General features: G+C 72.4%; 27 protein-coding genes and 1 pseudogene. 12 read left to right on the top strand and 16 right to left on the bottom strand.

Translation table 11 applies throughout. The features are described 5' to 3' along the window. Positions 1 to 496: 496 nt before the first annotated feature. The gene (locus ACZ7OH_RS01685) at positions 497 to 1,699 is read right to left on the bottom strand and encodes a lipopolysaccharide biosynthesis protein (protein WP_470279101.1); all 1,203 of its coding nucleotides are present in this window, start codon (positions 1,697 to 1,699) and stop codon (positions 497 to 499) included. 70 nt (positions 1,700 to 1,769) lie between these two features. Here ACZ7OH_RS01685 and ACZ7OH_RS01680 point away from each other — a divergent pair, with 70 nt between their 5' ends. From ACZ7OH_RS01680 to ACZ7OH_RS01670, 3 genes are read left to right on the top strand one after another with little or no spacing between them, the layout of a single operon-like run. Further along, the gene (locus tag ACZ7OH_RS01680; RefSeq protein ID WP_470279100.1) at positions 1,770 to 3,452 is read left to right on the top strand and encodes an MmpA family trehalose lipid delivery protein; all 1,683 of its coding nucleotides are present in this window, start codon (positions 1,770 to 1,772) and stop codon (positions 3,450 to 3,452) included. 3 nt (positions 3,453 to 3,455) lie between these two features. Continuing rightward, positions 3,456 to 3,638 (top strand): hypothetical protein, encoded by a 183-nt coding sequence (locus tag ACZ7OH_RS01675; RefSeq protein ID WP_400893745.1) that lies wholly within the window; start codon positions 3,456 to 3,458, stop codon positions 3,636 to 3,638. A 3-nt stretch (positions 3,639 to 3,641) separates the two neighbouring features. Further along, positions 3,642 to 4,700 carry a hypothetical protein gene (locus ACZ7OH_RS01670; protein ID WP_470279099.1) on the top strand — a complete coding sequence of 353 codons (1,059 nt, stop codon included), beginning with the start codon at positions 3,642 to 3,644 and terminating at the stop codon, positions 4,698 to 4,700. A 104-nt stretch (positions 4,701 to 4,804) separates the two neighbouring features. Here the strand turns inward: ACZ7OH_RS01670 and ACZ7OH_RS01665 are convergent. Then, positions 4,805 to 5,821: pseudogene (locus ACZ7OH_RS01665) on the bottom strand (glycosyltransferase family 4 protein); the annotation flags it as partial. 136 nt (positions 5,822 to 5,957) lie between these two features. Here ACZ7OH_RS01665 and ACZ7OH_RS01660 point away from each other — a divergent pair. Then, positions 5,958 to 6,653 (top strand): class I SAM-dependent methyltransferase, encoded by a 696-nt coding sequence (locus tag ACZ7OH_RS01660; protein WP_470279098.1) that lies wholly within the window; start codon positions 5,958 to 5,960, stop codon positions 6,651 to 6,653. A 1-nt stretch (position 6,654) separates the two neighbouring features. Here the strand turns inward: ACZ7OH_RS01660 and pgfA are convergent, their stop codons facing one another. After that, entirely contained in the window at positions 6,655 to 7,722 is a 1,068-nt protein-coding gene (gene pgfA / locus ACZ7OH_RS01655) for a cell envelope lipid trafficking protein PgfA (protein ID WP_470279097.1), read from the bottom strand. A 273-nt stretch (positions 7,723 to 7,995) separates the two neighbouring features. Between pgfA and ACZ7OH_RS01650 the strand changes: the two genes are divergently transcribed. Then, positions 7,996 to 8,484, top strand: a complete 489-nt coding sequence (locus tag ACZ7OH_RS01650) for a hypothetical protein (protein ID WP_470279096.1) — start codon at positions 7,996 to 7,998, stop codon at positions 8,482 to 8,484. 20 nt (positions 8,485 to 8,504) lie between these two features. Here ACZ7OH_RS01650 and ACZ7OH_RS01645 read toward each other — a convergent pair whose 3' ends face one another. The 4 genes from ACZ7OH_RS01645 to ACZ7OH_RS01630 all read right to left on the bottom strand — a co-directional run bounded on the left by ACZ7OH_RS01645 (position 8,505) and on the right by ACZ7OH_RS01630 (position 11,137). After that, entirely contained in the window at positions 8,505 to 8,711 is a 207-nt protein-coding gene (locus ACZ7OH_RS01645) for a helix-turn-helix domain-containing protein (RefSeq protein WP_372664394.1), read from the bottom strand. Further along, positions 8,711 to 9,190, bottom strand: a complete 480-nt coding sequence (locus ACZ7OH_RS01640) for a DUF2975 domain-containing protein (RefSeq protein WP_470279095.1) — start codon at positions 9,188 to 9,190, stop codon at positions 8,711 to 8,713. Before ACZ7OH_RS01640 ends, ACZ7OH_RS01645 begins: the two co-directional genes overlap by 1 nt. 31 nt (positions 9,191 to 9,221) lie before the next feature. Next, a complete protein-coding gene (locus tag ACZ7OH_RS01635) occupies positions 9,222 to 10,403 on the bottom strand; it encodes a PucR family transcriptional regulator (RefSeq protein ID WP_470279094.1) in 1,182 nt (393 codons plus the stop codon). A gap of 104 nt (positions 10,404 to 10,507) precedes the next feature. Continuing rightward, the gene (locus ACZ7OH_RS01630) at positions 10,508 to 11,137 is read right to left on the bottom strand and encodes a class I SAM-dependent DNA methyltransferase (RefSeq protein WP_400893729.1); all 630 of its coding nucleotides are present in this window, start codon (positions 11,135 to 11,137) and stop codon (positions 10,508 to 10,510) included. A gap of 141 nt (positions 11,138 to 11,278) precedes the next feature. Here ACZ7OH_RS01630 and ACZ7OH_RS01625 point away from each other — a divergent pair, with 141 nt between their 5' ends. Both ACZ7OH_RS01625 and ACZ7OH_RS01620 read left to right on the top strand, forming a co-directional pair. Then, the gene (locus ACZ7OH_RS01625) at positions 11,279 to 13,210 is read left to right on the top strand and encodes a glycosyl hydrolase family 28-related protein (protein ID WP_470279093.1); all 1,932 of its coding nucleotides are present in this window, start codon (positions 11,279 to 11,281) and stop codon (positions 13,208 to 13,210) included. A 25-nt stretch (positions 13,211 to 13,235) separates the two neighbouring features. Further along, positions 13,236 to 13,700 (top strand): nitroreductase family deazaflavin-dependent oxidoreductase, encoded by a 465-nt coding sequence (locus ACZ7OH_RS01620; protein WP_470279563.1) that lies wholly within the window; start codon positions 13,236 to 13,238, stop codon positions 13,698 to 13,700. Here ACZ7OH_RS01620 and ACZ7OH_RS01615 read toward each other — a convergent pair. Beyond that, positions 13,693 to 14,223 carry a GNAT family N-acetyltransferase gene (locus ACZ7OH_RS01615; RefSeq protein WP_400893725.1) on the bottom strand — a complete coding sequence of 177 codons (531 nt, stop codon included), beginning with the start codon at positions 14,221 to 14,223 and terminating at the stop codon, positions 13,693 to 13,695. The two genes, ACZ7OH_RS01620 and ACZ7OH_RS01615, sit on opposite strands and share 8 nt — an antisense overlap. An 83-nt stretch (positions 14,224 to 14,306) precedes the next feature. On the opposite strand from ACZ7OH_RS01615, the gene ACZ7OH_RS01610 reads away from it, so the two are divergent. Further along, positions 14,307 to 15,641, top strand: a complete 1,335-nt coding sequence (locus tag ACZ7OH_RS01610) for a pyridoxal phosphate-dependent decarboxylase family protein (protein ID WP_470279562.1) — start codon at positions 14,307 to 14,309, stop codon at positions 15,639 to 15,641. On the opposite strand, the gene ACZ7OH_RS01605 is transcribed toward ACZ7OH_RS01610, so the two are convergent. Next, positions 15,635 to 16,027, bottom strand: a complete 393-nt coding sequence (locus ACZ7OH_RS01605; protein WP_470279092.1) for a hypothetical protein — start codon at positions 16,025 to 16,027, stop codon at positions 15,635 to 15,637. The genes ACZ7OH_RS01610 and ACZ7OH_RS01605 overlap by 7 nt on opposite strands. 154 nt (positions 16,028 to 16,181) lie before the next feature. Here ACZ7OH_RS01605 and ACZ7OH_RS01600 point away from each other — a divergent pair, with 154 nt between their 5' ends. Further along, positions 16,182 to 17,366: a glycoside hydrolase family 18 protein gene (locus ACZ7OH_RS01600; RefSeq protein WP_470279561.1), complete on the top strand. Its 1,185-nt coding sequence runs from the start codon at positions 16,182 to 16,184 to the stop codon at positions 17,364 to 17,366. 44 nt (positions 17,367 to 17,410) lie between these two features. On the opposite strand, the gene ACZ7OH_RS01595 is transcribed toward ACZ7OH_RS01600, so the two are convergent. Further along, on the bottom strand, positions 17,411 to 18,571 hold the full coding sequence (locus ACZ7OH_RS01595) for an MFS transporter (RefSeq protein ID WP_470279091.1): 1,161 nt from the start codon (positions 18,569 to 18,571) through the stop codon (positions 17,411 to 17,413). Between the two features lie 54 nt (positions 18,572 to 18,625). On the opposite strand from ACZ7OH_RS01595, the gene ACZ7OH_RS01590 reads away from it, so the two are divergent. Further along, complete coding sequence (locus ACZ7OH_RS01590; protein WP_470279090.1) at positions 18,626 to 18,994, top strand: MerR family transcriptional regulator; 369 nt, start codon at positions 18,626 to 18,628, stop codon at positions 18,992 to 18,994. Here the strand turns inward: ACZ7OH_RS01590 and ACZ7OH_RS01585 are convergent. Further along, positions 18,991 to 19,116, bottom strand: coding sequence for a hypothetical protein (locus ACZ7OH_RS01585; protein WP_470279089.1), 126 nt, complete (start codon positions 19,114 to 19,116; stop codon positions 18,991 to 18,993). The genes ACZ7OH_RS01590 and ACZ7OH_RS01585 overlap by 4 nt on opposite strands. Positions 19,117 to 19,288: 172 nt before the next feature. Here ACZ7OH_RS01585 and ACZ7OH_RS01580 point away from each other — a divergent pair, with 172 nt between their 5' ends. Beyond that, positions 19,289 to 19,456 (top strand): hypothetical protein, encoded by a 168-nt coding sequence (locus ACZ7OH_RS01580; RefSeq protein ID WP_470279088.1) that lies wholly within the window; start codon positions 19,289 to 19,291, stop codon positions 19,454 to 19,456. A gap of 76 nt (positions 19,457 to 19,532) precedes the next feature. Here the strand turns inward: ACZ7OH_RS01580 and ACZ7OH_RS01575 are convergent, their stop codons facing one another. Continuing rightward, entirely contained in the window at positions 19,533 to 20,489 is a 957-nt protein-coding gene (locus tag ACZ7OH_RS01575) for a LuxR C-terminal-related transcriptional regulator (RefSeq protein ID WP_400893712.1), read from the bottom strand. A 146-nt stretch (positions 20,490 to 20,635) separates the two neighbouring features. Further along, complete coding sequence (locus ACZ7OH_RS01570) at positions 20,636 to 21,058, bottom strand: DUF5709 domain-containing protein (protein ID WP_470279087.1); 423 nt, start codon at positions 21,056 to 21,058, stop codon at positions 20,636 to 20,638. Between the two features lie 100 nt (positions 21,059 to 21,158). Here ACZ7OH_RS01570 and ACZ7OH_RS01565 point away from each other — a divergent pair, with 100 nt between their 5' ends. Then, positions 21,159 to 21,983 (top strand): cyclase family protein, encoded by an 825-nt coding sequence (locus ACZ7OH_RS01565; RefSeq protein ID WP_470279086.1) that lies wholly within the window; start codon positions 21,159 to 21,161, stop codon positions 21,981 to 21,983. A gap of 17 nt (positions 21,984 to 22,000) precedes the next feature. Here ACZ7OH_RS01565 and ACZ7OH_RS01560 read toward each other — a convergent pair whose 3' ends face one another. The 3 genes from ACZ7OH_RS01560 to ACZ7OH_RS01550 all read right to left on the bottom strand — a co-directional run bounded on the left by ACZ7OH_RS01560 (position 22,001) and on the right by ACZ7OH_RS01550 (position 26,096). Beyond that, positions 22,001 to 24,295 carry a putative bifunctional diguanylate cyclase/phosphodiesterase gene (locus ACZ7OH_RS01560; RefSeq protein WP_470279085.1) on the bottom strand — a complete coding sequence of 765 codons (2,295 nt, stop codon included), beginning with the start codon at positions 24,293 to 24,295 and terminating at the stop codon, positions 22,001 to 22,003. A gap of 102 nt (positions 24,296 to 24,397) precedes the next feature. Then, a complete protein-coding gene (locus tag ACZ7OH_RS01555; RefSeq protein ID WP_470279084.1) occupies positions 24,398 to 25,213 on the bottom strand; it encodes an ABC transporter permease in 816 nt (271 codons plus the stop codon). Continuing rightward, positions 25,203 to 26,096 (bottom strand): ABC transporter ATP-binding protein, encoded by an 894-nt coding sequence (locus ACZ7OH_RS01550; RefSeq protein WP_470279083.1) that lies wholly within the window; start codon positions 26,094 to 26,096, stop codon positions 25,203 to 25,205. Before ACZ7OH_RS01550 ends, ACZ7OH_RS01555 begins: the two co-directional genes overlap by 11 nt. Between the last annotated feature and the right edge of the window lie 76 nt (positions 26,097 to 26,172).

The raw sequence follows: 26,172 nt of genomic DNA, 5'->3' as shown, positions 1-26,172 counted from the left end.
CATGAAAGGGTCGTTCATGTCGTCTGGCGCCAGGGTCCCGGCAAAGTCGGATCGGCGCGGCCGAAACGCCTCTTCGGCCCGCCGTTCCGCGGGCGGTGGTGCCAGGCGGAGCATCGCCCCGCCCGGCTGCTGGAGCCCTGGCGTCAGGTGACTTGAATGGGTAATTCATGGCGTTTGGGGCGGGGGCGGGGCGAGTGAGGTCGAGTGGGGCGGGGACAGCTGTCCTGCCAAAGCGCCTTCCGGCACCCCGAAGCTGTCATTGTGACTACGGCCGGCAACACCGCGTCAAGGCGGGAAAGATGCCTTGACCCGGCGCTGCCGGCCGTGTTCTGGCTTCGGATCGGGGTGCGGGGGAGTCTGGGTTCTCGTCGGTGTCTGTTCTCGGGGGCCTCTCGCCTTTGGCGTCGGCTTTTGTGGCGAGGCGGTGGGCAGTCAGTCGTCCAGGCGGCCGTCGGCGGATGGCATGAACGAGTCGTTCATGTCGTCCCGGCCAAGCTCAAGAAACCCGGCGCGCCCGCAGTTCGAGAACCGCGCCCGCCAGCGCCAACCCGCCCGCGCAGCACGCCGCGACCGTCACCACCTGCGTCGCCGATCCGTGCAGCCACGTCGTGATCAGCACCGCCTCCACGACCACCGACGCCCACATCAGCACCGCCACCCGGCGATCCCCGTCGGCCAGCCGGGCGTACAGCAGGATCTGCACCAACGCCAGCATCGACCCGGCCAACGCGAACGGCCACACCGGCATCGTGCTCCCGGCGTACCGCGCGCCGCCGATCACCGCGAGCAACGACGGCCCCAGCACCACCGACGCCAGCACCACGAACGCGTCGAGGAAAGCGCACACCGCCAACGCCACCGGCAGCACCCGCCGACGCCCGGACGACGCCGCGAACCGGGGCAGCACGAGCACCCCCACCGCCTGCGGCAGCCAATACGCGATCTTCGTGACGATCGCCCCGAGCGCGTACTCCCCGGCGGCAGCCGACGGCAGCGTGTGCCGCGCCAGCACCAGGTCCAGGTTCACCAGCAGCACCAGCGCCAGCATCGCCTGCGCCGTGTGGAGTACTTCCGAACCGTGCCGGTCGGCCCAGCGGGGACGCGGCCGGCCACAGACCCACCAGCCCGCCACGACCACCGCCAGCGACCCGAGCGCCGTCCCGGCCAGCGCGCCCGTGGGAGAACCGGACACCAGCAGGCCCACCAGGGAACCGCCGACCTTGCCCAGCCCCTCCAGTGCGATCAGCCCGGCCAGCACCGCGAACCGGTGAGCGCCCTGCAGCAGCCCGTGGAACACCCCCAGCAGCGTCAACGGCCCGAGCGCGGCCGTCACCAGCAGCGCCGGCGTCAGCGACCCCAGGTGCAGCAGGAGCACCAGCAACGGGCTGAGCGTCAACCCCGCCGTCGCCACGATCCCGCTCGTCACCAGCCCCAGCGCGAACAGCGAACCCTGGGCCAGCGAAGGCGAGCGCGCGACCCGCAGCGCCACCACCGTCTGCAGCCCCATCGCCGGGACGACGCCGATGACCAGCACCGCCAGCAGCGAGCTCAGCTCCCCGAAGGCCCCCGGCGCGAGGATCCGCGCGGCCGCGAGGCTCAGCACGTAGCTGCCCGCGTTGTTGCCCGCGAGCGCGAGCGAGACGAGGATCGCCGCGACCCGGTTGCCGGTCCGGGCCGGCACTTCGGTGGCTACGCTCAACGGCGGGCTCCCATTACCGGCGGGTAATTTCCAGGGACCCTAACCGCGTGGACACCGGAAAGGAAGGGCAGTGGACGCACCGGGCAGACGGCTCGCGCTCCCCGTGGTGTCCGCCCTGCTCGCGTTCGCCGTCTGCGCGCCGCTGCTCGGACGCGGGTTCGTCCTGAGCTACGACATGGTTTTCGCGCCCCGCCAGTACTTCGTGCCGGACGCGTTCGGGATCGGCAGCACGCTGCCGAGATCCGTCCCCGCGGACGCCGCCGTCGCGCTCGCCACCACCGTGCTGCCCGGCGACCTCGTCCAGAAGATCGTCTTGCTGCTGGCCATTTTCGCCGCCGCGTTGGGCGCCGGCCGGCTCGTCCCGACCGAACACCTCGGCACGCGGCTCGTCGCCGCGACCGCGTACGCCTGGACGCCGTACGTCGCGGAGCGGCTCTTCATCGGGCACTGGCCGCTGCTCCTGACGTACGCGTCGCTGCCCTGGATCGTCCGCGCCGGGCTCGCCGCGCGGAAGCACGAACCGAACGCGCTGCCGAGACTGGTGATCGCCTGCGCGCCCGCCGTCCTGACGCCGCCGGGTGGCGTGCTCGCCGCCGTCGTCATGGCCGTCGCCGCCGGTTCCCGCCGCCTCTGGCAGACGCTCGCCATCGCGATCGTGCTCAACCTGCCGTGGCTGGTCCCGACGTTCCTGAACGCCGGCGGCACGTACTCCGACCCGGCCGGCGTCACGGCGTTCAGCGCCCGCGCGGAAAGCTGGGGTCCCGCGCTGCTCAGCGTCCTCGGCCTGGGCGGGATCTGGAACTCCGAAACGGTTCCCGGTAGCCGGGCCATGCCGCTCATCCCGGTGCTGACGCTCGTCGTCGTCGCCATCGCGGTCGCCGGCCTCAAGCCGCTCACGCGGCGGTGGGGGAAGGCGCCGGCGCGCTCCTTGTTCGCCCTCGGTGTCGTGGGCGTGCTGCTGGCGTCACTGGCGACGCTGCCGGGCGGCGACGCATTGCTGGGCGCCGCCACGCGCCACCTGCCCGGCGCGGGACTCCTGCGGGACGCCCAGAAATGGGTCGCCTGGTGGGCGTTGCCGCTCGCGCTGGGCTTCGCGCTCGCCATCGAGGTGGCCGCGGCCAAGCTCAAAACCGAGCGCGGGCGCGTCGCGCTCGTGACCGCGGCGGCCGTCTTCCCCCTGCTCACCCTGCCCGACCTGGCGTGGGGTGGCTGGGGCCGGCTCGCCACCGTGCGCTACCCCGCGGATTGGCAGGCAGTGTCCGAAGTACTCGGTGACCGCCCCGGCGACGTGCTGACGCTGCCGCTCTCGGCGTTCCGCGGGTTCGCCTGGAACGACGACCGCACGCAGCTCGACCCGGCGCCGCGCGTCCTCCCGAAACCTGTGCTGATGGACGACACCCTCCAAGTGGGAGCGGACCGCGTCGCGGGGGAGGACCCGCGCATCGGCGACGTCCGGGCCGCGACGTCCGCGCGCGAGCTGACGGAGGCGGGCATCGGCTGGATCCTCGTCGAGCACGGGACACCCGGCGACGTCGACAAGCGGTTGCTCGCCGACGCGACGCCGGTGTGGTCGGGTGACTGGCTGACGCTCTACCGGACCCCGGGTGTGCCCGCGGTGAAAGCGATCTCGTGGACGCCCGCCTTGGTGGCAAACGGAGTAGCGCTCGCGTCGCTGTGCGTCGCACTGTTGTGCCGCATGTTACCGATGCGTACATTGAGCCGCGGCAGGAATCTCCCGCCGCGGAAGGAGTGACACGTGGGCACGGTCATCGGCGTGGTCGCCGCCGTCATCCTCGGAGGCGGTCTCGCGACCGGAGCGGGCTTCGCCCTCACCAAGGGCGCGGACCCGGACAGCTCCGCCCAGGTGCAGGAAAAGCTGAACGCGCAGGTGAAGTACAACCCCGCCGACCACCCCGGCAAGATCTACGGGAACCGCTGACGCGTGACCCGGCTCGCCTCCGACCACGCCCACCGCGTCGTCGGGCTCTACGGCGACCCCACCGTTTCCTGGAGCATCCTCCTCGAAGCGGAACTCGGCACGGCCGCACCCGACCCGGAGAAGCTCCGCGCCCGGCTGGCGGCCGCCGTCCAGCAGTACCCGCACCTCGGTGCGTTGCCGGACATCGAGGCGACCACGGACTTGCCGGCGACGCGCGACCGGTTCGCTTCGGCGCCCTACGAACGCGGTGCGCCGCTGCTGCGGGTCACTGTCGGAGAGTCGACGCTGCTCGTGGCCGCGCACCACGGCGCCCTCGACGGGCTCGGCCTGCTCTCGCTGCTCGGCATCCTGCTCGACGTCCCGGTTTCCTCGGGGGCGAGAGGGATCGGCGAACGCACCGGCGGGAAACCCTTTGCCGTTTCGGCCCTCCAGCGGCTCGCTGAGGCGCTCTTCGCGCCACCAGGACGGATTACGCCGGACCGGCGGGCCGAAGCCGCGGGAGACGTCTTCGCCGCCCGGCACGAGCCGCGGCAGCGCTTGGGCGCGGCGGGGTTCGTCGCGGCGGCCGCCCGCGCCACCGAACGCTGGAACCGCGCGCACGGCGCCCGCACCGCGCGGGTCGTGGCCGCGCTGGGCGCGTCGTGGCGGTCCGGGGCCGCGCCGGAACCGGTGCACGACAGCGCGTTCTTCCGCCTGCGGCTGCGTCCCGGCGCCGATGTCGCCGCGGTACTGGCGGCCCAGCCGCCGGAACCCGACTTCCCGGCCCGCAGCAGCAGGCTCGCCCGGCTGGGCACGCGGCTGCTGGCGAGCCGGCTCGGCTCGACGTTCCTGGTGTCCAACCTGGGAGTGGTGTCCACCGGGGACACCGTGCGCTCGCTGGCGTTCTACCCGGCCGCGAGCGGCCGGTCAGGCGTGGCGTTCGGCGCGGCGACCACGGGGGAGGTCACCACGGTGACCGTGCGGGCCCGCCGCCGGGACTTCGACGCGGTCGCCGCCGGCCTGTTGCTGGAGGAGTTCCGCACCGCCGTTCGCGAGGCCAGCGCTTCGCCGCGCGCCACCTGACCCAGCACCCGCGGCCGGGGCGCCGGCCGTCCGGAGACGTCCCGCACCAGCGCCTCGAACCGCCCGGCGCTCGCGTCCCAGCTGTACGTCCCGGCCCGCTCGGCCCCGGCCAAACCCATCTCCGCGCGCCGCAGCCCGTCGGCCAGCAAGCCGTCCACCTGGGCCGTGAAGTCCTCGAAGTCCTCCGCCAGCAGGCCGGTCCGGCCCTCCACAATGGATTCGGCCACGCCGCCCGCCGCGCGGTAGGCGACCGAGGGCACGCCGTGCGCCGCCGCCTCCATGATGACGATGCCCCAGCCCTCCTTGACCGACGGGCACAGGTGCAGCCACGACCGCGCGAGGATCTCGTGCTTGGCGTGCTCGTCGACCCAGCCGTGCAGCACCACGCGGTCGGCGACCCCGCGCGAGACCGCGTGCGCGCGCAGGACCTCGTCCCACGGCCCCTGCCCGACGACCTCGAGCCGCAGCTCCGGCCACCGCCGCGCCAGCCGCGCGACCACGTCGATGGCGTGCTCGATCCGCTTGTGGGGCACCAGCCTGCTCACCGCGACCAGCGTCGGGGTGGTGTCCCGTTCGGACGCGCACACCGGGGGCGCGTCCAGCCCGTTCGGCACCACGGTCACCCGTGACCGCTCGACGCCCAGCCCGGCCAGCTCGGCCTTCGTGACCTCGGAAACCGTGACGTACCGGCACTTCCGGAACAGCCGCGGCGCCAGCCGCGACTCGATCCACCAGCCGACCCGGCCCAGCGCCTCGCCGAGCGCGCTGATCCACTGTTCCTTGTGGACGTGGTGCACGAGCACCAGCACGGGACACCCGGAGACCAGCCGGGCGAAGAAGGGCATGCCGTTCTGCACGTCGACCACGAGGTCGGCGCCGGCCCGGCGAATCGCGCGCAGCGCGTGGACGTACACGCCGAACTTGTTGCCGCGCCGCCGGTAGCGGACGCCGTCGCGCCACTCGCCCGCGGTCGCGCCCGCGTAGGCGGCGCACTGGATTTCGACCCGGTACCCGGCTCTCGCGAGCCCTTCGGCCATCCGCTCGACGTACCGCTCCGACCCGCCGCCTTCGGGGTGGCCGGTGTCGCGCCAGTTGACGAGGAGCACACGAGGTCGTTCCATCGGGTTATCCAAACTGTAGCGACGATGCTAGGTTACCGGTGCGTACACAGTAGAGGAACGTAAACGGGAAAGCGACGGTTCAATGGTAGGTAATTCTGTTGTCGACCGGCCGCACCGGGCCACGCTCGGCCGTTCCGTGACGCTCTTCCGCACGTTCCTCACCGAGCAGACCGACCCGGACGGCTTCTATTCCGCGCTGGCCGCCGACTCGGTCCGGCAATTGGCGGCGCACACTCCGCTGTCCGGGTGCACGGTGCTCGACGTCGGCGGCGGCCCGGGGTACTTCTCCGACGCCTTCCGCGCGGCCGGCGCGGTCTACCTGGGACTCGACCCGGACGTCGGCGAGCTGTCCGCGCGCGGCGAGCCCGGCGAGAACATGATCCGCGCCAGCGGCACGGAACTGCCCGTGCGCAGCGGATCCGTCGACGTCTGCTACTCGTCGAACGTGCTGGAACACGTCAGCGAGCCGTGGGTGATGCTCGAGGAGATGTGCCGGGTGACCAAGCCCGGCGGCACGGTCTTCGCGTCGTTCACGCCGTGGCTCTCCCCGTGGGGCGGCCACGAGACCGCGCCGTGGCATTTCCTCGGCGGGTACTACGCCCGGGAACGCTATTCCCGGAAAGAGGGGAAGCAGCCGAAGAACAAATTCGGCGAAAGCCTGTTCCCGGTTTCGGTCGGCGCCGCACTCCGGTGGGCGAAGACGACGCCGCTGGCCGATCTCGTCGCCGGGTACCCGCGTTACCACCCGAGCTGGGCGATGTGGATCGTGCGGATTCCCGGCCTGCGTGAGATCGCTTCGTGGAATCTGGTCCTGGTCTTGCGGAAGAAGTGACTCAGCTGCCGGCGAAGGCCACCTGGCGCCGCCGGTGCGTCGTCGGGGGCTCCGGCGGGCGGCGGCGGGCCAGCAGGACGATCGCCACGATGATCAGCACGCCCCCGCCGATGCCGAGCCAGAGCGGCCCGGTGCTCGACAGGAACTCCAGCTTGCCCTTGTTCGCGTTCACCTGGTCGACCATCTGCGAGATGGTCTTGCCGTTGTAGGCGAGCGTCCCGTCGAACACGACCGTCGGGGTGCCGCCGGTGCCGACGCGCAGCTCCTGGTGCTGCTGTTGCTGCTGCTTGACCTCGATCCCGGTGACCGGCTCCACCCACAGCGTGTTCACGCCGCGGTAGTAGAGGTCGGCGTCCACAGAGGATTGGTCGGAGCCGACGAGCGAGCCGGGCACCTTCTTCGAGTCGAGCTTCGTGTCCGGGATGTCCTGGACGAACTTGTAGGTCTCGATCCCGTTCACCGTCTCGGTGCCGGTGTAGCGCGCGGTGACGGCCGCGCCGGTGTTGTCGTCGTAGACCTTGTAGTCCTTCTGCTCGGTGCCGAAGGGGAACTTGAAGTTCAGGCCCGGCTGCGCCTTCTCGATGTTCGTCTCCGGCGGCTTCTGGCCGTCCTTGTCGGCCTTGTCCTTCAGCTCGGTGACGTAGCTGCTGCTCGCGGCGCACATCGGGTCGGTCGCGCCGCGCGGGTCGTAGCCCTCGCCGGTGCGCCGGTCGAAGCAGACCTGCCGCTTGCTCGCGCTCAGCACCGTGTCGTCGGCGTCGTCGGTGACCTTCACCGCCAGCAGCCAGACCGCGTAGTCGGTGTCCTGGTGCATCTCGGGTGCGGAGAAGTTCGACTGCACGTGCGCGACCGCGGTCAGCTTGACGTTCTCGCGGATCTTCGAGACCGGGCCGGTGCCGTCGTCGGTCACGGCGAGGACCTTGCTCGCGGTGCCCTCGAGCACCGACGTCGAGTCCTGGTCGAGCGGCACCTTGGCGAGCTTCGGGTAGATGTACGTGGGGAGGAGCACCGCCCCGGCGGCGGCGAAGACGCCCAGTGCCAGCAAGATCAGGCCGAAAGCACGTCGCAACGGTCCTCCTGGGTCGTCTTCGTCGACAGCGCAAATTACCCGGCGGTAATCAGTGCTGCGGATAGTGGCCCGCGCCACGCCGCGCGTCAAAGTGTGACCGGCGGTCACAGACACCCGGTGCCACCGGAAGGTCGCATGTGCGCGGCCGTTCGGACCAGGCGACCAAACATGTTTGTTCCCGGGCACAACGGGCACGGGCCCACCATCGGACGATCCTCACTCCGCCGCGCCGGACCGCAAAGGAGAGACTCCCTTTTGCCCCAGGATCCTTCGATGGTGGCCATCGCGGCCACCGCGCGCTGGCGGGCCCGGATCGTGGCGGCGGCCGCGAGCGCCGGAATCACGCTGACCGACCCGCTGGCCGGCGTGCCCGGCATCCGGCCGCTCGCCTGCACTTTGGGCGATCTCGGCGTGATCGTGCCGAGGCTCGGCGGCGAGCCCTCCCGGGCGGCGATCGGCGCGCACTCGGACTCGATCGCCGACCGCGAGCTGCGCGACGCCGTCGCCGACGTGGCGGCGCTGCTTTCCCTGCACGGCAACGTGGTGCTGGACCTCGACGCGGGCGGCCGCCGCACGACAGTGCGGCCGGACGTGGTCGTCTCGGCCGCCGTGGACCGTCCCCAGTGGACGGAGCCGGCGGTGACGCTCCCGGTGGGCACGGACCGGCGCGGGGTCCCGCTCACGGTGGCGCTCACCGCCGGTCCGGGCTTCGAGGGGACGCTGCTGGAACTGGCCCGCCTGGTCGAAGCGGACGCGGCTTAGCGGGGTCCGTCCGCGGCGGGTTACTCGTCCACCCACTCCAGCAAGTCGCCGGGCTGGCAGCCGAGGACCCGGCACATCGCTTCCAGCGTGCTGAACCGCACCGCCTTCGCCCGCCCGTTCTTCAGCACCGCCACGTTGGCCGGCGTCAGCCCGACCTTCTCGGCGAACTCCCCGACGCTCATCTTGCGCTTCGCCAGCTCGACGTCGATGCGCACGACGATCGCCATCAGATGACCGCTTCCATGTCCGACCGCAGCGTGGTGGCCTGGCGCAGCAGGGCGCGCATGACCACCATCAGCAGCCCCAGCACGGTGATCCCGACGGTCACCAGGAACAGCACCATCGGCATCCCCGGGTCGTCGGCGTTGAAGCCGACGAAGATCAGCATGCCGGCGAACACCAGCCACGCGGCCGCGATGGCCCAGACGATCAGGTCGACCCACTTCAGCGACGCCGTCGTGAAGATCCGGTCCTTCTTGACCAGCGTGAGCAGCTGCCAGGTCGCGACGAGCACCACCTGGACGCACAGCACGAGGAACACCGCGATCGCGGTCAGCGGCCACCGCAGGTTCGCGTCGTGCGGGTTCTGGCTGGTCGTGTAGGCGATCCCGCCCGGCAGCGACAGCGTCTGGAACACGAGGAGAACGCCGAACAGCACCACGAGGAACACTCTGAGCGCGCGAACGGCCCATCTCTCTGAGATCATGCGACGAATATCGCTCGATATCTATCGAAAGTCAATCGGTCGCGTCGGGATCGAGACGTACCGACTCCAACGCCACGTACAGCTCGCCGATGTCCACGGGGTCGGTCAGGTCCCTCTTGGTCAGGTCCTGCACCCGGCGCAGCCGGTACCGGACCGTGTTGGGGTGCACGAACAAGCGGTCCGCGGCCTCCTTCGCCGAGCCGTGGCCGGCGAACCACGCGAGCAGCGTGTCGAGCAGGACCTTCCGCTCCGCGCCGGGCAGGGCGAGCACGCCCGCCAGCGCCGACCGCACGACGTCGCGGGCCATGCCCGGTGCCGCGGCGACCAGCGTCGTCACCGGCGAGTCGCCGAACACGACCACCCCGGCCGTCCCCGACGGCAGCGAGCGGCGGGCGATCCGGGCCCGGTGCAGCGCGTCCGGGACGTCGGGGAAGCCGCTGAACGGCCGGCTCATCCCGGCCGCGACCGGCAGCGAACCCAGCACTTCGCGCAGCCGCCGGAGGTCTTCGACGCGGTCGATCGCGACCAGGCCGGCCTCGCCGCCCGGCCGCCACGCCGACCGCCAGCGCCGCGCTCGCAGCAGCGCCTCGACCGTGTCGTGTTCGTCGGGCTCGACGCGCTCGGTGACCACCGCGACGAACATGCCCGCGGTCGGCAGGCCCAGCTCCCGGGCAGCGGACTCCATGTCGGCCTGGCTCGCGAGCCGGCCGCGGAGCAGGTCGTCGAGCAGCCGCGCGTTCGCGTGCGACGGCTCGGCCGCGACCTGCTCGTACGCCGTGGTCAGCGCGTCGGAGTAGAGGTCGATCGCCTTCCAGACGTAGGAGTTGATCTCGATCGTCCGGGTGGGGTTGAGGAACTCCGGGCCGGCCAGCTCCAGCAGGGACTCGTAGACGAAGGTGCCGCCGATCCGGAACGCGCGCAGCACAGCGGGCAGCGGGATGCCCTGCCGCGCCTGGACGAGCCCGGTCTTGCGGGCGGCGTCGAGGGCGAGGCCGCGGCCCTCGGCCAGTGCGGAGAGGGCGCGCTCGAGGTTGGCGTGGCAGACCTGCCGCAGCTCGTCGGGCGCGACGTGGTCGACCTGCCGGTAGAACTCGTCCTCGGTGCTGAGCAGCCGGGCGAGGCGGTCGGCGAACTCGGGCAGCCTGGCCAGCATCTCGCGCACGAGCTCGCGGTGTTCGCGAGGTACCGGCTTGGCCAGAGCTTCGATGCCCATTCCTCACTTTAGCTCGGGTCAGCGGCCCGGGACATGCACGAACTTGAGCAAAATTCATGTCCGCCGGGTGATCGGCCCGGTGAGGGGTTGACGCCACGATCGACTCACGAAGGGCGGCGCGCGACGAGGTAGACCTGGTCTTCCGGACGGACCGCGGGATGGGGGGACTCGTACCGGACCTGTTCCTGGTACACGATCTCCAGCCCCGCCGACGCCAGCCGGGCGGCGAATGTTTCGGCGGGGTAGCTGCTGGCGCGGATCGGGTGCCCCAGGAAGGCGAACTCGACCCCGTCGGCGTCGGCCGCGACCGTGCCCAGCACGAAGTGGCCACCGGGTGCCAGCCACGACGCGGCCTTCGCCAGCACCGCGTCGATCTCCGCCCGGGTCATCTGCAGCAGGGAGAAGAAGGCGGTGACCACGTCGGCGCTGCCGGGCGGCCGGGTCAGTTCGCGCAGGTCCGCCTGGGCGAACCGCGCGGCCGGGACCTGTTCGCGGGCGATCTCGACCATCTTCGCCGACACGTCGTACCCGGTCACGTCGTGCCCGGCGGCCGCGAAGGTCTCGGCCACCGGTCGCCCGGTGCCCGAGCCGAGGTCGACCAGCGTGGCGCGTCCGGGCAACCGGTCCAGCACCCACGTCAGCACGGCCCGCTGACCCGGCTGGTCCGGGAAGGCGGCCTCGTAGTCCTTGCCCAGGGCGTCGAAGACTTCGGCGGCGGTTTCGGGACGCGTCATGCGCCCACCTTGCCAGACGTCCGCTTGCGCAACTTCCGTATCGAAACGCGCAAGTACAGAGTAAGTTCACGAAAAACCTTGTGGGACGCGCCGGACGCGACCTACTCTTCCGCGGCACTCCTTCGAGAATCGAGGTCCGCGATGGCGCGTCGCACCTTCGGAACCGTGCTCGTCGCGGTCGTCACCCTGCTTTCGGTGGCGACGCCCGCGTCCGCCGCCACCCGGCCGGTGGTGACGCGGGCCGCGCTCGACCCGGCGCTCGTCGCCGGCCGCGGCGCGGACGTCCGGTTCCTCGAGCAGGAAGCGGAGAACGCGCGCACCGACGGCGTCGTGATCGGGCCCGATCGCTCGGCCTACACGCTGCCGTCGGAGGCGTCCGGGCGCCGGGCGGTCCAGCTGACGCCGAAGCAGTACGTCGAGTTCACGCTGCCGGCCGCGGCGAACGCGATCACCGTCCGCTACAGCATCCCCGACGCCCCGCACGGCGGCGGGATCACCGCGCCGCTCGACGTCACGGTCAACGGCGCCCACCGGCAGCGGATGACGCTGACCTCGCAGTACTCCTGGCTGTACAACCAGTACCCGTTCACGAATGACCCGGACGCCGACCTGCTGCACCCGGACTGGTGGATCACCGAGTGCTCGTGCGTGCCCGCGGCGACCACGCCCGCACCGGTGATCGCGAAACCGTTCCGGCCCACCCACTTCTACGACGAGCAGCGGCTCCTGCTCGGCTCGTCCTACCCGGCGGGCGCCAAGATCCGGCTGACCGTCCCGGCCGGCAGCGCCGCGGCGTGGACGGTCGTCGACCTGCTCGACTCCGAGCTCGTCGCGCCACCGCGCGTGGTTCCCTTCGCCGCCAACGTCCTGCTCTTCGGCGCCGACCCGACCGGGCACCGCGACTCGGCCGACGCTCTCGACCGGGCGATCGCCTTCGCGCGGCGAGCGCACCTCGAGGTGTACCTGCCGCCCGGCACCTACCGGGTCGACCGGCACGTCATCGTCGACGACGTCACGATCGAAGGCGCGGGCAGCTGGTACACGATCGTCAAGGGGCACGGCGTCGGCATCTACGGGCGAGAAGCCGCCGCGGGTGGCAGCCACGACGTCCACCTCGCCGGCTTCGCGATCGAGGGTGACGTCCGGGAGCGCGTCGACACCGACCAGGTCAACGCGGTCGGCGGCGCGCTCAGCGACTCCACTGTGGACTCCCTGTACCTGCACCACACCAAGGTCGGCCTGTGGTTCGACGGGCCGATGTCCCGCACGAGGATCACGAACAACGTCGTCGCCGACCAGATCGCCGACGGCCTGAACTTCCACACGGGAGTGACGGATTCGGTGGTGGCGAACAACTTCCTGCGCAACACCGGCGACGACGGCCTGGCCATGTGGTCGGAGAAGGCGCAGGACGCGCGGAACACGTTCGACCACAACACGGTCCAGACGCCGGTGCTGGCCAACGGGATCGCGCTCTACGGCGGGGTGGACAACGTCGTCTCGGCGAACCTGGTCGCCGACCCGATCCGCGAGGGCAGCGCCATCCAGGTGGGCTCGCGGTTCGGCGCGGAAGCGTTCGGGGGCGGCTTGCGGATCGCGGACAACACGACCGTGCGCGCCGGGACGTTCGAGCTGAACTGGAAGATCGGGCTCGGCGCGATCTGGTTCTACGCGCTGGAGAAGGACATCGCCGCCGACATCTCGGTGACCGGCGACCACTTCCTCGACTCCACCTACAACGCGATCATGCTGGTCAGCGACTTCCCCGTGAAGGACAAGTACTCGATCAGCGGGCTGCGGTTCGCGGACCTGCGCGTCGACGGCACCGGGACGTCGGTGCTCAGCGCGCGGTCGGCGGGTTCGGCGTCGTTCCGGAACGTGGCCGCGCGCAACGTCGGCGCGGTCGCGGTCAACAACTGCGGGTCGTTCAACTTCCCGGCGACGGGTTCGGAGTTCGCGCTGACCGACCTCGGCGGCAACGAGAGCTGGCTCGCGCCGTGGCTCCTGCCCAACACGATCACCTGCGACGACCGGCCGCCGGTCGTGCCGCCCCCGGCGCCCTCGGGGTGGTGACCGCTAGGGTTTCGCCGTGGCTGGTTTGCGAGGTGTCTTCGCCGGGTTCGGCAAGAGCAGGGCGTTCGCGGTGCTCGGGCGGGCGCTCGTGCCCGCCGACCGGGTGCTGCTGCGGGTCACCGGCGGCCGGGTCGGCGTCGGTGCGGCCGTCGGGCTGCGGACGCTGCTGCTGACCACCGTCGGCCGGCGCAGCGGCGAACCCCGGCAGGTGCCGCTGCTCTACGTCGAGCGCGGCGGCGGGTACGTCGTCATCGGCTCGAACTGGGGCGGCGAGGCGCACCCGGCGTGGTCGGCGAACCTGCTGGCCCGGCCGGCTGCGACGGTCGCGATCGGCGGCCGGACCGTCGAGGTCACCGGCCGGCTCCTGACCGGCGAGGAGCGGCAGGAGATGTGGGACGCGGTCGCGTCGTACTGGCCGGCGTACGACCGCTACGCCGTGCGCGCCGGCGACCGCGAAATCCGCGTCTTCCTGCTGGAGCCGGTCAGATGAGGTCGGTCTGCCGGATCCGGTACACCTGCAGCCGCAGGTTGTAGTACTTCTCGGTCTCGCCGACCCACTGCATGCCGAGCCGCTTGGCGACGGCGATCGCGCGCGTGTTGTTCGGCCGTGCGACGGCGAAGAGCTCTTCGGTGTCCTGGGTGAACGCCCACTCGATCAGCGCGGTCGCGGCCTCCGACGCGTAACCCCGGCCCCAGACGCCGGGGGCGAGCTGCCAGCTGAGCTCGAGGTCCTCTTCGAACGGCGGCAGCAGCCGGATGCCGAGGCCGCCGATCACGACGCCGTCTTCCTTGCGTTCGACGGCCCACCGCCCGCGCGGCGGCGGCAGGTTCGGCTGGGTCTCCTGCCAGGCGTGCAGCACCGAGCGCATGGCGCCGATGTCGCCGACGCGCTCCATGGCCGGGGTCAGCCAGTGCGTGACGTCTTCCGCGCCGTAGATGGCGTACGCGGCTTCGGCGTCGTCGACCGTCCAGTCCCGGATCACGAGCCGGTCGGTGCTCAGCTGGGTCTCCATACCAGGACGCTACGCCCGGCGGCCCGCGATTGTTCCCGGCTCCGGCGGATGTCACTTCGGCCTACAGTCACGTCGTGGACGAACTGCGTGATCTCCTCGCCCGCGCCGCCGAGCTGGCCGCCGAGCACCGCGGCAGCCTGACCGGCCGCCCCGTCGCCCGGCCCGTCGACCCGGACGCCCTGCGCGCGGGGTTCGGGCAGCTCCGCGACGCCCCCACGCCGCCGGCGACCGTCCTCGAAGAACTCGCGGCAGCCGCCGAGCCCGGGCTGGTCGCCACCGCCGGGCCGCGGTTCTTCGGCTTCGTCGTCGGGGGCGCGCTGCCCGCCGCGACCGCCGCCGACGTCCTCACCGCCGGGTGGGACCAGAACGCCTTCAACGCCGTGCTCTCGCCCGCCGCGGCCGCCGCCGAGCAGGTCGCCGGGGACTGGCTCAAGGAGCTGCTCGGCCTCCCCGCGACCGCGTCCGCCGGCTTCGTCACCGGGGGCCAGGCCGCCAACACCGTCGGGCTGGCCGCCGCCCGGCACCACGTGCTCGCCGAAGCCGGCTGGGACGTCGAGCACGACGGGCTCGCCGGCGCCCCGCGCGTCCGCGTCGTCGCGAGCGAGGAACGGCACGCCACCGTCGACCGCGCCCTGCGGCTGCTCGGGTTCGGCACCCGGGCCGTCGTGCCGGTCAAGGCCAAATCGGACGGTGCCATCGACATCGACGACCTCGCGGCCAAAGTCGACGGTCCCACCATCGTCTGCCTGCAGGCGGGCAACGTGAACACCGGCGCCTGCGACGATATTCGCGCCGCTCGCGCGGTCGCGGGGAACGCCTGGATCCACGTCGACGGCGCGTTCGGGCTCTGGGCCGCCGCCAACCCGGACACCCGGGCGCTGCTCGACGGCGTCGAGCTGGCCGACTCCTGGGCCTGCGACGGCCACAAGTGGCTCAACGTGCCGTACGACTCGGGGTTCGTCTTCTGCGCGCGCCCGGACGTCCACGCCGAGGCGATCGCCTACCGCGCCGCCTACCTGACCGGCGCCGGCGAAGTGTCCGGAATGGGCGACCTCACGCTGGAGTCGTCGCGCCGCGCCCGCGGCTTCGCGGTCTGGGCCGCGCTGCGCGAACTGGGCCGCGACGGCGTCGCCGAGCTCGTCGGCCGCTGCTGCCGGCTGGCCCGCCGCTTCGCGCGCACCCTCGCCGAAGGCGGCGCCGAAATCGCGAACGACGTAGTCCTCAACCAGGTCCTGGTGTCCTTCGGCGACCACACCGACGCGGTCGTCGAGCGGGTTCAGCGAGACGGAACCTGCTGGCTCGGCGGAACCACCTGGCGCGGCCGCCGGTACCTGCGGATTTCGGTGTCCAACTGGTCGACGACGGAGGCCGACGTCGACCGCTCGGCCGCGGCGATCCTCAGGCTGGCCGCTCAGTAGCCTTCGCGCACCGAAAGGGCGTCCGTCCGCCAGCCGATCTGCTTCTCCGCGCCGGTCGGCCAGCTCGACGACAGCCGCCGCCGGACGCTGCCGAGCGCGCCCAGCCGGACGAGGTCGACGCGGGAACCCTGCGCTGCCAACGACGTCACCTCGGTGGGGGTGATCGGGACGAAATCGAAGTACTGCGCGTCTTCGCCGCCGGACCGGTCGACGAACTCCGTGAAGATCGCCGCGAACCCCTGGCGGCACTCCGGACATTCGCGCAGCGAAATGCCGAAGTGGGACTGTTCGACCAGGCGGTGGGTTTCGCGCAGGCGGGTCGTGCAGAACGCCAGCGCCGTGAGGGCGTCTTCGCCGGAGCAGCGGGCGCAGCCGAACTCGGTCATCGGCCGATCATGCCACGCCGTGAATTCGCGCCGGGCTGCGGTGTCATCGCGAAACCTTTGACCACAACGTTTCGCCCTGGTCCGCAGTGGTCTGGACCTGTTAGCCTCAGCGCGCCACCCAGTCCGCAGGCCGGAAGGGAAAGTCGTGCTCCGCATGAGAAAGAGCGTCGCCGTCGCCGCACTGGCGCTGGCCGCCGCCGGCGTCGTGGCGCCGTCCGCCGAAGCGAGCCAGCCCTCGGGCAAGGTGATGGCCTACTTCGCCGATTGGGACGTCTACGCCCGCAACTACCACGTCAAGGACATCGAGACGTCGGGTTCGGCCGCGAAGCTGACCCACATCAACTACGCGTTCGGCAACGTCACGGGCGGCGGGTGCGCCGTCGGCGACCCGTGGGCCGACCACGACATGCCCTACGACGCCACCACGAGCGTCAACGGCCAGGCCGACAGCGGTCCGCTGCACGGCAGCTTCAACCAGCTCCTCGAGCTGAAGAAGCTGCACCCGAAGCTGAAGGTGCTCTGGTCGTTCGGCGGCTGGACCTGGTCGGCCGGCTTCCCGGAGGCGGCCAAGAACCCCGAGGCCTTCGCCCAGTCCTGCTACAACCTGGTCAACGACCCGCGCTGGGCGGGCGTCTTCGACGGCATCGACATCGACTGGGAGTACCCGAACGCCTGCGGCGCCACCTGCGACACCAGCGGGCCGAAGGCGTTCACGGCGCTGGTCAAGGCGCTGCGGGCGAAGTTCGGGCACCAGCTCGTCACCGCCGCGATCACCGCGGACGGCTCGAAGGACGGCAAGATCGACGCCACCGACTACGGCAGCGCGAGCCGGTACCTCGACTGGTACAACGTGATGACCTACGACTACTTCGTCGCCGGCGGCCAGCCGACCGGGCCCACCGCGCCGCACTCGCCGCTGCGGTCCTACCCGGGCATCCCGCACGCCGGGTACTACGCCGACGCCGCGATCCAGAAGCTGCGCCACCAGGGCGTTCCGTCGGCGAAGATGTTGCTGGGCCTCGGGTTCTACGGCCGCGGCTGGGACGGCGTGACGCAGAAGCAGCCCGGCGGCACCGCCACCGGGCCCGCCCCGGGAACGTACGAAGCGGGCGTCGAGGACTACAAGGTCCTCAAGACGACGTGCCCCGCCAACGGCAGGGTCGCCGGTACGGCGTACGCGAAGTGCGGTTCTCAGTGGTGGAGCTACGACACGTCCGAAACGGCGTCGGCGAAGGCGGGTTACGCGAAGTCGCAGGGGCTCGGCGGGATGTTCGCCTGGGAGCTCTCGGGCGACACCGCGAACGCGGAACTGCTGCGGGCCATCGCCGGCCGCTGCTGAAGCTGGAGGGCCCGGGCGCGAACCCGCCCGGGCCCTTCGTCCACTCAGGATCGAACCGGGAACCCGTGCCGCCGGGCGCCCAGCACCACGGCGAGCACCGGCAGCAGGAGCACCAGCAGCGTCCAGGGGAACGACGCCGGTCCGGCGGCGTCGAGCAGGACGCCGCCGAGCACGCCGCCCGCGGCCATCGCCGCGTTCCACAGCGTGACGAGCATGGCCTGCGCGTTGTCCGCCGCTTCGCCGCCCGCGTTGCCGGCGGCGGTCTGCAGCAGCGTCGGGACGCCGCCCCAGCCGAGGCCCCACAGCGCGACGGCGGCGTAGACCAGCGCCGGGCTGCCCGACGCGGTCGCGAGGATCGTCGCGGCCACCGCGACCAGGATCGTGCTGAGGACCGTCAAAGTGCGCAGTGCGCGGTCGATCCGCGCGCCGACGACCCAGATCCCGGCCATCGACGCGACGCCGAAGACCAGCAGGACGACGTCCACCGCGTCGCCCATCCCGGCGTGGCCGAGGAACGCGGCGACGTAGGTGTAGAGCACGGTGTGGGCCAGCACGAACACCAGCGTCACGGCCAGCACGGGCGCGACGCCGGGCACGGCCAGCGTGCGCAGCACCGGGACCCGGCCGCCGGTCTGCCCGGGCCGGTCCGGGACTTTCACGGCGATCCAGGGCAGCAGCGCCACGGCGATCGCGGACATGACGCCGAACGCCGAGCGCCAGCCGAGCAGGCCGCCGAGGAACGTCCCGGCCGGGATGCCGAGCGACAGGGCCAGCGGGATGCCCGCCATCACGATCGCGATCGCCTTGCCCTGGTTCCCGGGGACGAGCCGCCGGGCGTACCCGGCCAGCAGCGCCCAGACGACGCCCGCGGCCACGCCGGCGACGAACCGGGCGACCATGGTCAGCGGGTAGCTCGCGGACAGCGCCGTCACGGTGTTGGCGACGGCGAACCCGGCCACCCCGGCCAGCAGCAAGCGCTTGCGGGACCAGGTCGCGGTGGCCGCGGAGAGCGGGATCGCGGTGAGGGCCGTGCCGAGGGCGTAGATCGTCACGGCCTGGCCGGCCGCGGGCTCGCCGACGCCGAGGCCGGCGCTCATGCCGGGCAGCACGCCGGCGGGCAGCGCCTCGGTGAGCACGGTGACGAACGCGGCGGTGGTGAGGGCGAGGAGGGCGGCGGTCTGCCGGCGGGTTTCGGTGCTCGTCATGCCGCTATGCTCGAACCCTCACATACGTGTGAAGGTCTACGTGAGGTGGGGCACATGCGGATCGGCGAGCTGTCGGAGCGCACGGGGACGTCCCGGCGGCTGCTCCGGTACTACGAGGAGCAGGGCCTGATCATCGCGTCGCGCGGGGCGAACGGCTACCGCGACTACGACGAGCCGACGGTCGACCGGGTGATCCAGGTCCGCGGGCTGCTCGACGCCGGGCTGCCCACGCGGATCATCAAACAGATCCTGCCCTGCCTCGACAAGCCCCGCGCGATCTACTTCCCGGACGCGACCCCGGAGATGATCGCGACGCTCGAGGAGGAGCGCGACCGCATGGCCCGGCGGGCGGAGTGCCTGCTGCGCAACCGCGACGCGATCGCGGAGTACCTCGACGCGGTCCGCGAGTACAACCGGGTCTAGCCGGCTTCGTCGGGGTTCCGCACCCAGTGCAGAGTGTCGGCTTCGGGCCACCAGCCGGCGGGCTCCGGCCGCGGACGAGCCCCTTCCTCGGCCCACCAGCGCGGGGGCGCGTCCTCACCCATGGGGCCGACGGTAAGAGCGGAAGACGGTCCGCACACCGGTCGACGGCGGCCAACGTCCGGTTCCGGCCGGTTCGGGCCGGCCGGAAGCGGACAGTGGCCGAACCCGCCCCTGCCGCCGCGCGGTGGTCCGGCTTTAAGTTGGTCCCGGAAGATCACTTCGGGGAGGACAGCCATGATCAAGCGAGCGCTGGCGGGCTTGGCCGCGGCGGCGGCGATCGGCACGCTGGCCGCGCCGGCGGCGGCCGCGGCGACGGGCAACGGCGACCCGGCGGTCCGGCCGCCGGGCGTGTGCGTGTGGATCTGGACCGACGGCCCGCCGGAGTGCCGCAAGCTGGAGTAGGCCGCGGCAAGCGGTGACCGACCGGCGTCGCGAACGATGGGTCGTTCGCGACCTCGCCGAGCGAGCCGGCCGCCGCTCAGCCCAGCCAGCCCAACCGGGTCGCCGCGAAGACCGCCGCCACCCGGTTGTCCGCCTGCAACGCCTCCAGCAACCCCTGCACGTGCCTCCGGACCGTCCGCTCACTGACGTCCAGGTGCCGCGCGATGGCCCCGTCCGTCATGCCCGTCGCCAGCAGGTCCAGCACCTTCGCCTGCGTCGGCGTCAACCCGTGCCGGGGCGGGGCCGCCGGCCCGTGCACCGCCACCGCCTGCGCCCACACCAGCTCGAACAGCATCCGCAGCGCCGCCACGATCGTTGGGCTCCGCACGAACAGCGCGCCCTCCATCCCGCTCGGGTCCAGGGGGACCAGCGCCGAATGGCGGTCGGCGATCACCATCTTCATCGGCAGCTCCGAGGCCACCCGCATGGTCCAGCCGGCCTCGACGCTCGCGGCGACGACCTCCTTCGCCCCCTCGAACTCCAGCGCCGCGCGCTCGTAGACGTTGCGCAACGCCACTCCGCGCTCGGTCACCGCCTCGGGCAGGCGCATCACCGTGCCCGCGTCCGGCTTGCGCTTGAAGTGGTGCGTCGTGAACGTCAGGAACTCCTCGCGCGCGGACAGGCACAGCTCCAGCGACAGCGAGCCGATGCGCCGGGGGTCCGTCAGCACCTCGACGGCCGAGTCGCCGCCCGCGCCGTTCGCCGCCCGGTACACCGCCTGCAGCACGTCCAGCTGCTGGCGCGCGGCGACGATCTGCCGCTGCTGCTCCAGCAGCTGCTGCTGAGCGCCGAGGATGGCGTGATCGACCGCGCGCACGGGCTCCATCGGCGCGATCACCGGGTCTTCGCGGTAGTCGCGGCGCACGAACCCGCGGTCGAACAGCTCCCGCATCTCCGGGCTCTCGGCCCGCGGGTCGTCCAGCGGTAGCGGCCCGGTGCGCACCATCGCGTCGTACAGCGCGCCCGCGCCGGGTGTCAGCAGCCCCTCGAGCATTCCGCGTCCCTTTCCGGCAGCGCGAGCGAACCCGGCCGGATCCGGACACGACCGCTCTGCCGCCTACCCCACGCGCCGGACGGGGGAAAGGATTAGGCCGGTCGCGAAAAAAGGGCCGGACCCGTCGAGGGGGCGGGTCCGGCTAGTCACCACCGCCGGGACGGGTCGATCACGTGGACTGCCGCTTCCTCCGCCGAGGCCGCGCCGCCGTCGACGCCGGCGTCGGACGCGTACAGCTCCTCATCGGAGTCCTCGCCGAAGCCCTCGTCCGTCGCCACCAGGCGGCCCGCGCGGACGTCGCCGACCTCGTCGTCGATCAGCTCGCCGTCGGTGTCCTCGCTGTCGCCGAGGCCGTCACCCTCGTCCGCGGCCAGGTCCGGGACCTCGCGCGCCAGCCGGCCTTCCCAGCTCTCGCCCTCGGCGGTCTCACGCGCGGTCGTGCCCCACTCTTCCGTTTCCCGCGGGCGTTCCGGCGGGGAATAACCCTCGGCCAGCTCGTCGCGGTCGACCAGGGTGTCCTCGGGGTCGAGGATGCCTTCGTCGGCGTGGTCTTCGATGTCGTCGTCCATGCGTCCATCCTCGCTCAACTCCTTGGCCCCGCGCGGCTCGGGTGATATCACCGAGCAGGCCGCACCGTACGGGCGGTGTTCCGGTGAAAGGTGATCCCCAATGCCGATGAGACGCAGGGTGCTGGCCGCGGGCCTGGCCGGGGTGTTCGGCGCCGCGCTGTCCGGGCGGACCGCCCAGGCCGCGACGGCGCCGCCGGTCCGGCTCGACCAGCTGAACCTGGTCAACCTGTCGCACGTCAACGACCCCGCCACGACGAACGTCTTCCCCGGCGACCCGGCTTTCGAGCTGGAAACCATCGCCACCATCCCGAACGACGGCTACTACCTGCAGTTCGTCCGCGAAGGCGAACACACGGGCACGCACTGGGGCGCGCCGGGCCACTTCAACACGGGCGAGCCCCTCGCCGACGACATGGACCCGGCGGATCTATTCCGGCCCGCCGTCAAGATCGACGTGAGAGCGAAGGCCGCGGGCAACCCGGACTACGCCGTGACGATCGACGACCTCAAGGCGTGGGAGAAGCGCCACGGCCGCATCCCCGACGAGTCCGTCGTGGTGCTCTGGACCGGCTGGGACGCGAAGTGGGGCACGCCGGCCTACCCGAACACCGGCGCCGACGGCGTGCTGCACCAGCCCGGGTTCTCGATCCCGGCGGTGAAGTGGCTGATCGACACGGGCCGGCTCGGCCGCCGCGGCGGCACGGGCACCGACACGTTCAGCCCGGACGTCGGCACCGACGAGACGTACACGGTGTCGAAGCTGGTCTACCGGCGCCACCGGATCAGCCTGGAGATCCTGGCGAACCTGAAGGCCTTGCCGACGACGGGGGCGTGGGTCCTGGTGGGTGGGCCGATCAACCGCCGGGGCGCGGGCTCCACGGCGACGATCTACGGCGTCCTCCCGCCCGGAGTGCACGCGGACTGACGAGTGCCCGGCCCCGCTCAACCCGCCGAGATCGCCGACAAGCGCAGCGCGGACAGCGGGGCCGGGCGGCCGTACAGGTAGCCCTGCGCGGTCGTGCACCCCGCCCGCGTCACGAGCGACGCCTGTTCGGCCGTCTCGATCCCCTCGGCGACCACGTCCAGCTCCAGCTCCGCGCACAGCCCGACGAGCGACCGGCACAGCGCCGCGTCCCGCTCCGGCTGCACCCCCGTCGTCAGCGCCCGGTCCAGCTTGATCAGGTCGACCGGCAGCGCGTGCAGCACCGTCAGCGAGCTGTACCCCGCCCCGAAGTCGTCCAGCGCCACCCGGACGCCCAGCTCCTGCAGCCGCCGGATCGCCGCCGCGCCCGCGGCCAGGTCCGGGACCGGGACCGTCTCGGTGATCTCGACGACCAGCCGGGACGGCGGCAGCCGGTAGCGCTCCAGCGCGGACCCGACGCTGCGCTCCAGCGCCGCCGCGCCGAGGCGGCTCGCGCACACGTTGACGTGCACCGTCAGGTCCAGCCCGGCCGTCGTGATCTCGCGGCACGCCAGGTCCAGCACCAGCGCGTCCAGCTCGGCACCCAGCCCGGCGCCCTCGGCCGCGCGGACGAACGTCTCCGGCGACACCACCGTGCCGTCGCGCGTGGTCCAGCGGGCCAGCGCCTCCACGGCCACCGGGACCTCGCCGGCCAACCGGACGATCGGCTGGAACACCAGGCCGAACCCCTCCGGGATGCCACCCGACGCGCGCCGCAGCGCGGACGGGAAGTCCGGCGGCCCGTCCTGGGACGGGCGGTAGACGACCGTCGTGTCCTTGCCCAGCCGCTTGCCCGCGTACATCGACGTGTCCGCGCGGCCCAGCAGCACGTCCGACGTCACCAGCGGCTCGGCCGGGTCCGGCACGACCAGGCCCATGCTCGCGCGGACCGACACGAGCGTGCCGTGCACCGCGAACGGCCGCCGCAGCGCGCCCTGGATCCGGTCGGCGACGGCCTGCGGCGCGTCCAGCTCGCCCTCCAGCAGGATCGCGAACTCGTCGCCGCCCAGCCGCGCGACGGTGTCACCCGCGCGCACGCAGCTCAGCAGCCGCTGGGCGACGGCGTGCAGCAGGACGTCGCCGCCCGCGTGCCCGAACCGGTCGTTGACCTCCTTGAAGTCGTCGAGGTCGACGAAGATCAGCACGAGCGGCCGGTCGGGGGCCTCGACGGCCCGGTCCAGCCGGTCGGCGAACAGCGCGCGGTTGGCCAGGCCGGTCAGCGGGTCGTGGTAGGCCTGGTGGGTCAGCTGCTGCTGGCCCTCGTACACCCGCCGCAGCAGCAACCGGTTGTCCAGCAAGGAAAGCAGCTGCCGGGCGAGCACGAGGAACACCACGAGCACGCCGACGAACACCTCGACGCCGTCCGGGCCCGCGCCGGCCACCAGCTGCACGGTGATCAGCAGCGCGACGGCGGTGACCGGGACGTAGGGCAGCGCGAGCTGCCACCAGTCGACCCCGGCGGCCGGGCCCGCGTCCTCGCGGCGTCGCGAACCGGGCGTCACCAGCAGCGCGAACGCGATGAACAGCGGCCCCAGCACGAACCCGCCGTCCGACCACGGCTTCATGCTCTCCGCGCCGATGCTGACGAGGTAGGCGAACACGCTGTCGGAGCAGGCCAGCGCCACGATCCCGACGGCGGCGAGCAGCAGGTTCGCCCGGTAGGGGCGGTCCACCCGGTCGAACACGACCAGCAGCACCGCGACGACCACGATCACGAGGTCCGACAGCGGGTAGGAGATGGCGACGGCCCAGGTCAGCTTGTCCGGAGCGGTGGCCCGGACCAGCTGCCCGAGCGCGGCGGTCCAGGTGAGGATGAACAGCGAGCCGGTGACGATCAGGCCGTCGAGCACCACCGCGACGCCGAAGTGCGCGGTCCACTGGGCCGGCTGCCAGCGTTCGCGGTCCGGCCGGACCCGCGCCCGGGCCAGGACGAACAGCGCGGCGAGCGCGAACAGCGGAAAACTGAGGTAGCCGACGTCGGCCAGGGACGGCGACGGCAGCCCGCGTCCGTCGACCAGCTGGTACCACGACCACGCGCACTGGCCGAGCGACCAGCCGGCCATCCCGATCGCGACGAGCACCCGCCACCAGCGCTGGTGCCCGCGGACGCGGCGCGCGGCCACGACGCCGCAGACGACCGCGCCGACCCCGGCGCTCAGCTGCATGGCGTCGTCGATCCAGAGGGCGACGGTGTCGCCCCAGAACGCGAAGCCGTTGACCACGACCAGGGCCACCGTGAGGAAGACGAGCAGGGCCGCGACTGGGTACCGCCGCACTGTCATGGCACCTCACGTGGGTCACCCGCCGGTCGGACCGGCAAACACTACACCGGACGGACGCGCGCCCCGGCTCACCGCACCGGTGGCCGGTACCCCGCGTCAGGCGATGTCGCGGCGGTGCAGCAGCCAGCCGCCGAGCACGGCGAAGGCGACCAGGTACGCGGCCAGCACGACAGCGGCCTGCCCGGACCCCACGATCGGGTCGACACCCGGCGCGCTCGCCCCGAACGCGGCCGCGAGCGCGCCCGCGTTCGGCCCGGGCAGCGCCTTCTGCAGCTGCGCGACCCAGCCCAGCAGCGGCGCGGCGATCGACGCGAGCAGATTCTGCACGGCGAGCAGCCACACCAGGCCGAGCCCGATCGGCAGCGCGACCGAGCGCAGCCCGACGGCGAGCAGCACGCCGAGCGCGCCCCACATCGTCGTGACGAGCCAGCCGGCGCCGAGGCCGAGCAGGACGTCGGAGACCGCCGGCCAGACCACCGGCTGGTCCTTCAGGGACGCGACGAGCACGCTCGCGCCCGCGGTCGCCGCCAGCAGCGCGAGCACCACGGCCAGCGCGCCGACCGCGACGGTGACCAGCTTCGCGGCGAAGACGGCGACGCGCGACGGGTGCTGCACCAGCACGGTCTTCCACGTGCCGTAGCCGTATTCGCTCCCCGTGACGAGCACGCCGAAGATCAGCGCGAGGGCGCCGACGAAGATCGGCAGCCCGCCGAGGGCGCTGCCGACGAACGCGCCGGGCAGCAGCGCGTCCAAGCCGCGCGCCGGGCCGGGCGGCCCGGCGGCGCCGTTCAACCCCGCGTAGGGGACGGCGTAGCCGAACGTCAGCGACAGGACGAGGGCGACGGCGAGCAGCAGCCAGCTCGCCGGGCGGCGGGCCTGCTTGGTCAGTTCGGCGCGGATGTCACGCAGCACGGCCGGTACCTCCGGTGAGGGTGAGGAAGGTCTGTTCCAGGTCGGGTTCGCGCCAGCGCAGCTCGGTGACGGTCAGCCCGGCGCCGACGAGCTCGGCGTTGACCCGCCCGGCCTCGCCGCGGTCGACGTCGAGCTCGAGGGCGTCACCGTCGACGCGGACGGTGTCGTAGAGCCGGCGCAGGTGGTCACGGGCCTCCTCGAGCGGGTCGGCGACGACGCGCAGCGCGCCGCCCGCCCGCAGGTCCGCGACCGTCGTTTCGCTGACCAGGCGGCCGTGGTCGAGCACGCCGACGCGGTCGCAGATCTGCTCGACCTCGGCCAGCAGGTGGCTGGACAGCAGCACGGTGCAGCCGTCGGCGGCGAGCTTGCGGAGGGTCACCCGCATGTCGGCCATGCCGGCCGGGTCGAGGCCGTTGGTCGGCTCGTCGAGCACGACCAGCTCGGGCTCCTTCAGCAGCGCCGCGGCGAGCCCGAGCCGTTGCTTCATGCCGAGCGAGTACGCCGAATACCGGTCCTTCGCGCGGCCGGCGAGGCTCACGACGTCGAGCACGGCGTCGACCCGGCTGCGCGGCACGCCGGCGTGGTCGGCGAGGACGCGCAGGTTGGCCCGGCCGGACAGGTAGGGGTAGAAGGCGGGGCCTTCGATCAGCGCGCCGACGCGGGCGAGGCTGCCGGGCCCCGGTTCGGCGCCGAGCACCCGGACGCGGCCGGAGGTGGGCCGGATCAGGCCGAGCAGCATCCGCAGCGTGGTGGTCTTGCCGGCGCCGTTCGGGCCGAGGAAGCCGTAGACCTCGCCGGCGCGCACCGTCAGGTCGAGCCCCTCGACGGCGGCGGTGGGTCCGTAGCGCTTGGTCAGGCCGGTGGTTTCCACGGGCTGGGTCATGGGTGCCTCCTTCGTGGCGCGTCCCATGGTCGTGCGCCGGGCGGCCGCGGTCGTCCCCCGCCGTACGGCAATCGCC

It is taken from the genome of Amycolatopsis sp. NPDC114478, from assembly GCF_055633805.1.
The sequence above is the reverse complement of the archived record's forward strand: the minus strand, read 5'-3'. Positions and strand labels throughout refer to the sequence as shown.

Excerpts from the sequence above, each read along its gene's own strand:
- ACZ7OH_RS01650 (WP_470279096.1), top strand. The coding sequence starts at position 7,996 with ATGGTGGCCATCGCGGCCACCGCGCGCTGGCGGGCCCGGATCGTGGCG.
- ACZ7OH_RS01645 (WP_372664394.1), bottom strand. The coding sequence starts at position 8,711 with ATGGCGATCGTCGTGCGCATCGACGTCGAGCTGGCGAAGCGCAAGATG.
- ACZ7OH_RS01640 (WP_470279095.1), bottom strand. The coding sequence starts at position 9,190 with ATGATCTCAGAGAGATGGGCCGTTCGCGCGCTCAGAGTGTTCCTCGTG.
- ACZ7OH_RS01635 (WP_470279094.1), bottom strand. The coding sequence starts at position 10,403 with ATGGGCATCGAAGCTCTGGCCAAGCCGGTACCTCGCGAACACCGCGAG.
- ACZ7OH_RS01630 (WP_400893729.1), bottom strand. The coding sequence starts at position 11,137 with ATGACGCGTCCCGAAACCGCCGCCGAAGTCTTCGACGCCCTGGGCAAG.
- ACZ7OH_RS01625 (WP_470279093.1), top strand. The coding sequence starts at position 11,279 with ATGGCGCGTCGCACCTTCGGAACCGTGCTCGTCGCGGTCGTCACCCTG.
- ACZ7OH_RS01615 (WP_400893725.1), bottom strand. The coding sequence starts at position 14,223 with ATGGAGACCCAGCTGAGCACCGACCGGCTCGTGATCCGGGACTGGACG.
- ACZ7OH_RS01605 (WP_470279092.1), bottom strand. The coding sequence starts at position 16,027 with ATGACCGAGTTCGGCTGCGCCCGCTGCTCCGGCGAAGACGCCCTCACG.
- ACZ7OH_RS01600 (WP_470279561.1), top strand. The coding sequence starts at position 16,182 with ATGAGAAAGAGCGTCGCCGTCGCCGCACTGGCGCTGGCCGCCGCCGGC.
- ACZ7OH_RS01595 (WP_470279091.1), bottom strand. The coding sequence starts at position 18,571 with ATGACGAGCACCGAAACCCGCCGGCAGACCGCCGCCCTCCTCGCCCTC.
- ACZ7OH_RS01590 (WP_470279090.1), top strand. The coding sequence starts at position 18,626 with ATGCGGATCGGCGAGCTGTCGGAGCGCACGGGGACGTCCCGGCGGCTG.
- ACZ7OH_RS01585 (WP_470279089.1), bottom strand. The coding sequence starts at position 19,116 with ATGGGTGAGGACGCGCCCCCGCGCTGGTGGGCCGAGGAAGGGGCTCGT.
- ACZ7OH_RS01580 (WP_470279088.1), top strand. The coding sequence starts at position 19,289 with ATGATCAAGCGAGCGCTGGCGGGCTTGGCCGCGGCGGCGGCGATCGGC.
- ACZ7OH_RS01575 (WP_400893712.1), bottom strand. The coding sequence starts at position 20,489 with ATGCTCGAGGGGCTGCTGACACCCGGCGCGGGCGCGCTGTACGACGCG.
- ACZ7OH_RS01570 (WP_470279087.1), bottom strand. The coding sequence starts at position 21,058 with ATGGACGACGACATCGAAGACCACGCCGACGAAGGCATCCTCGACCCC.
- ACZ7OH_RS01565 (WP_470279086.1), top strand. The coding sequence starts at position 21,159 with ATGCCGATGAGACGCAGGGTGCTGGCCGCGGGCCTGGCCGGGGTGTTC.
- ACZ7OH_RS01550 (WP_470279083.1), bottom strand. The coding sequence starts at position 26,096 with ATGACCCAGCCCGTGGAAACCACCGGCCTGACCAAGCGCTACGGACCC.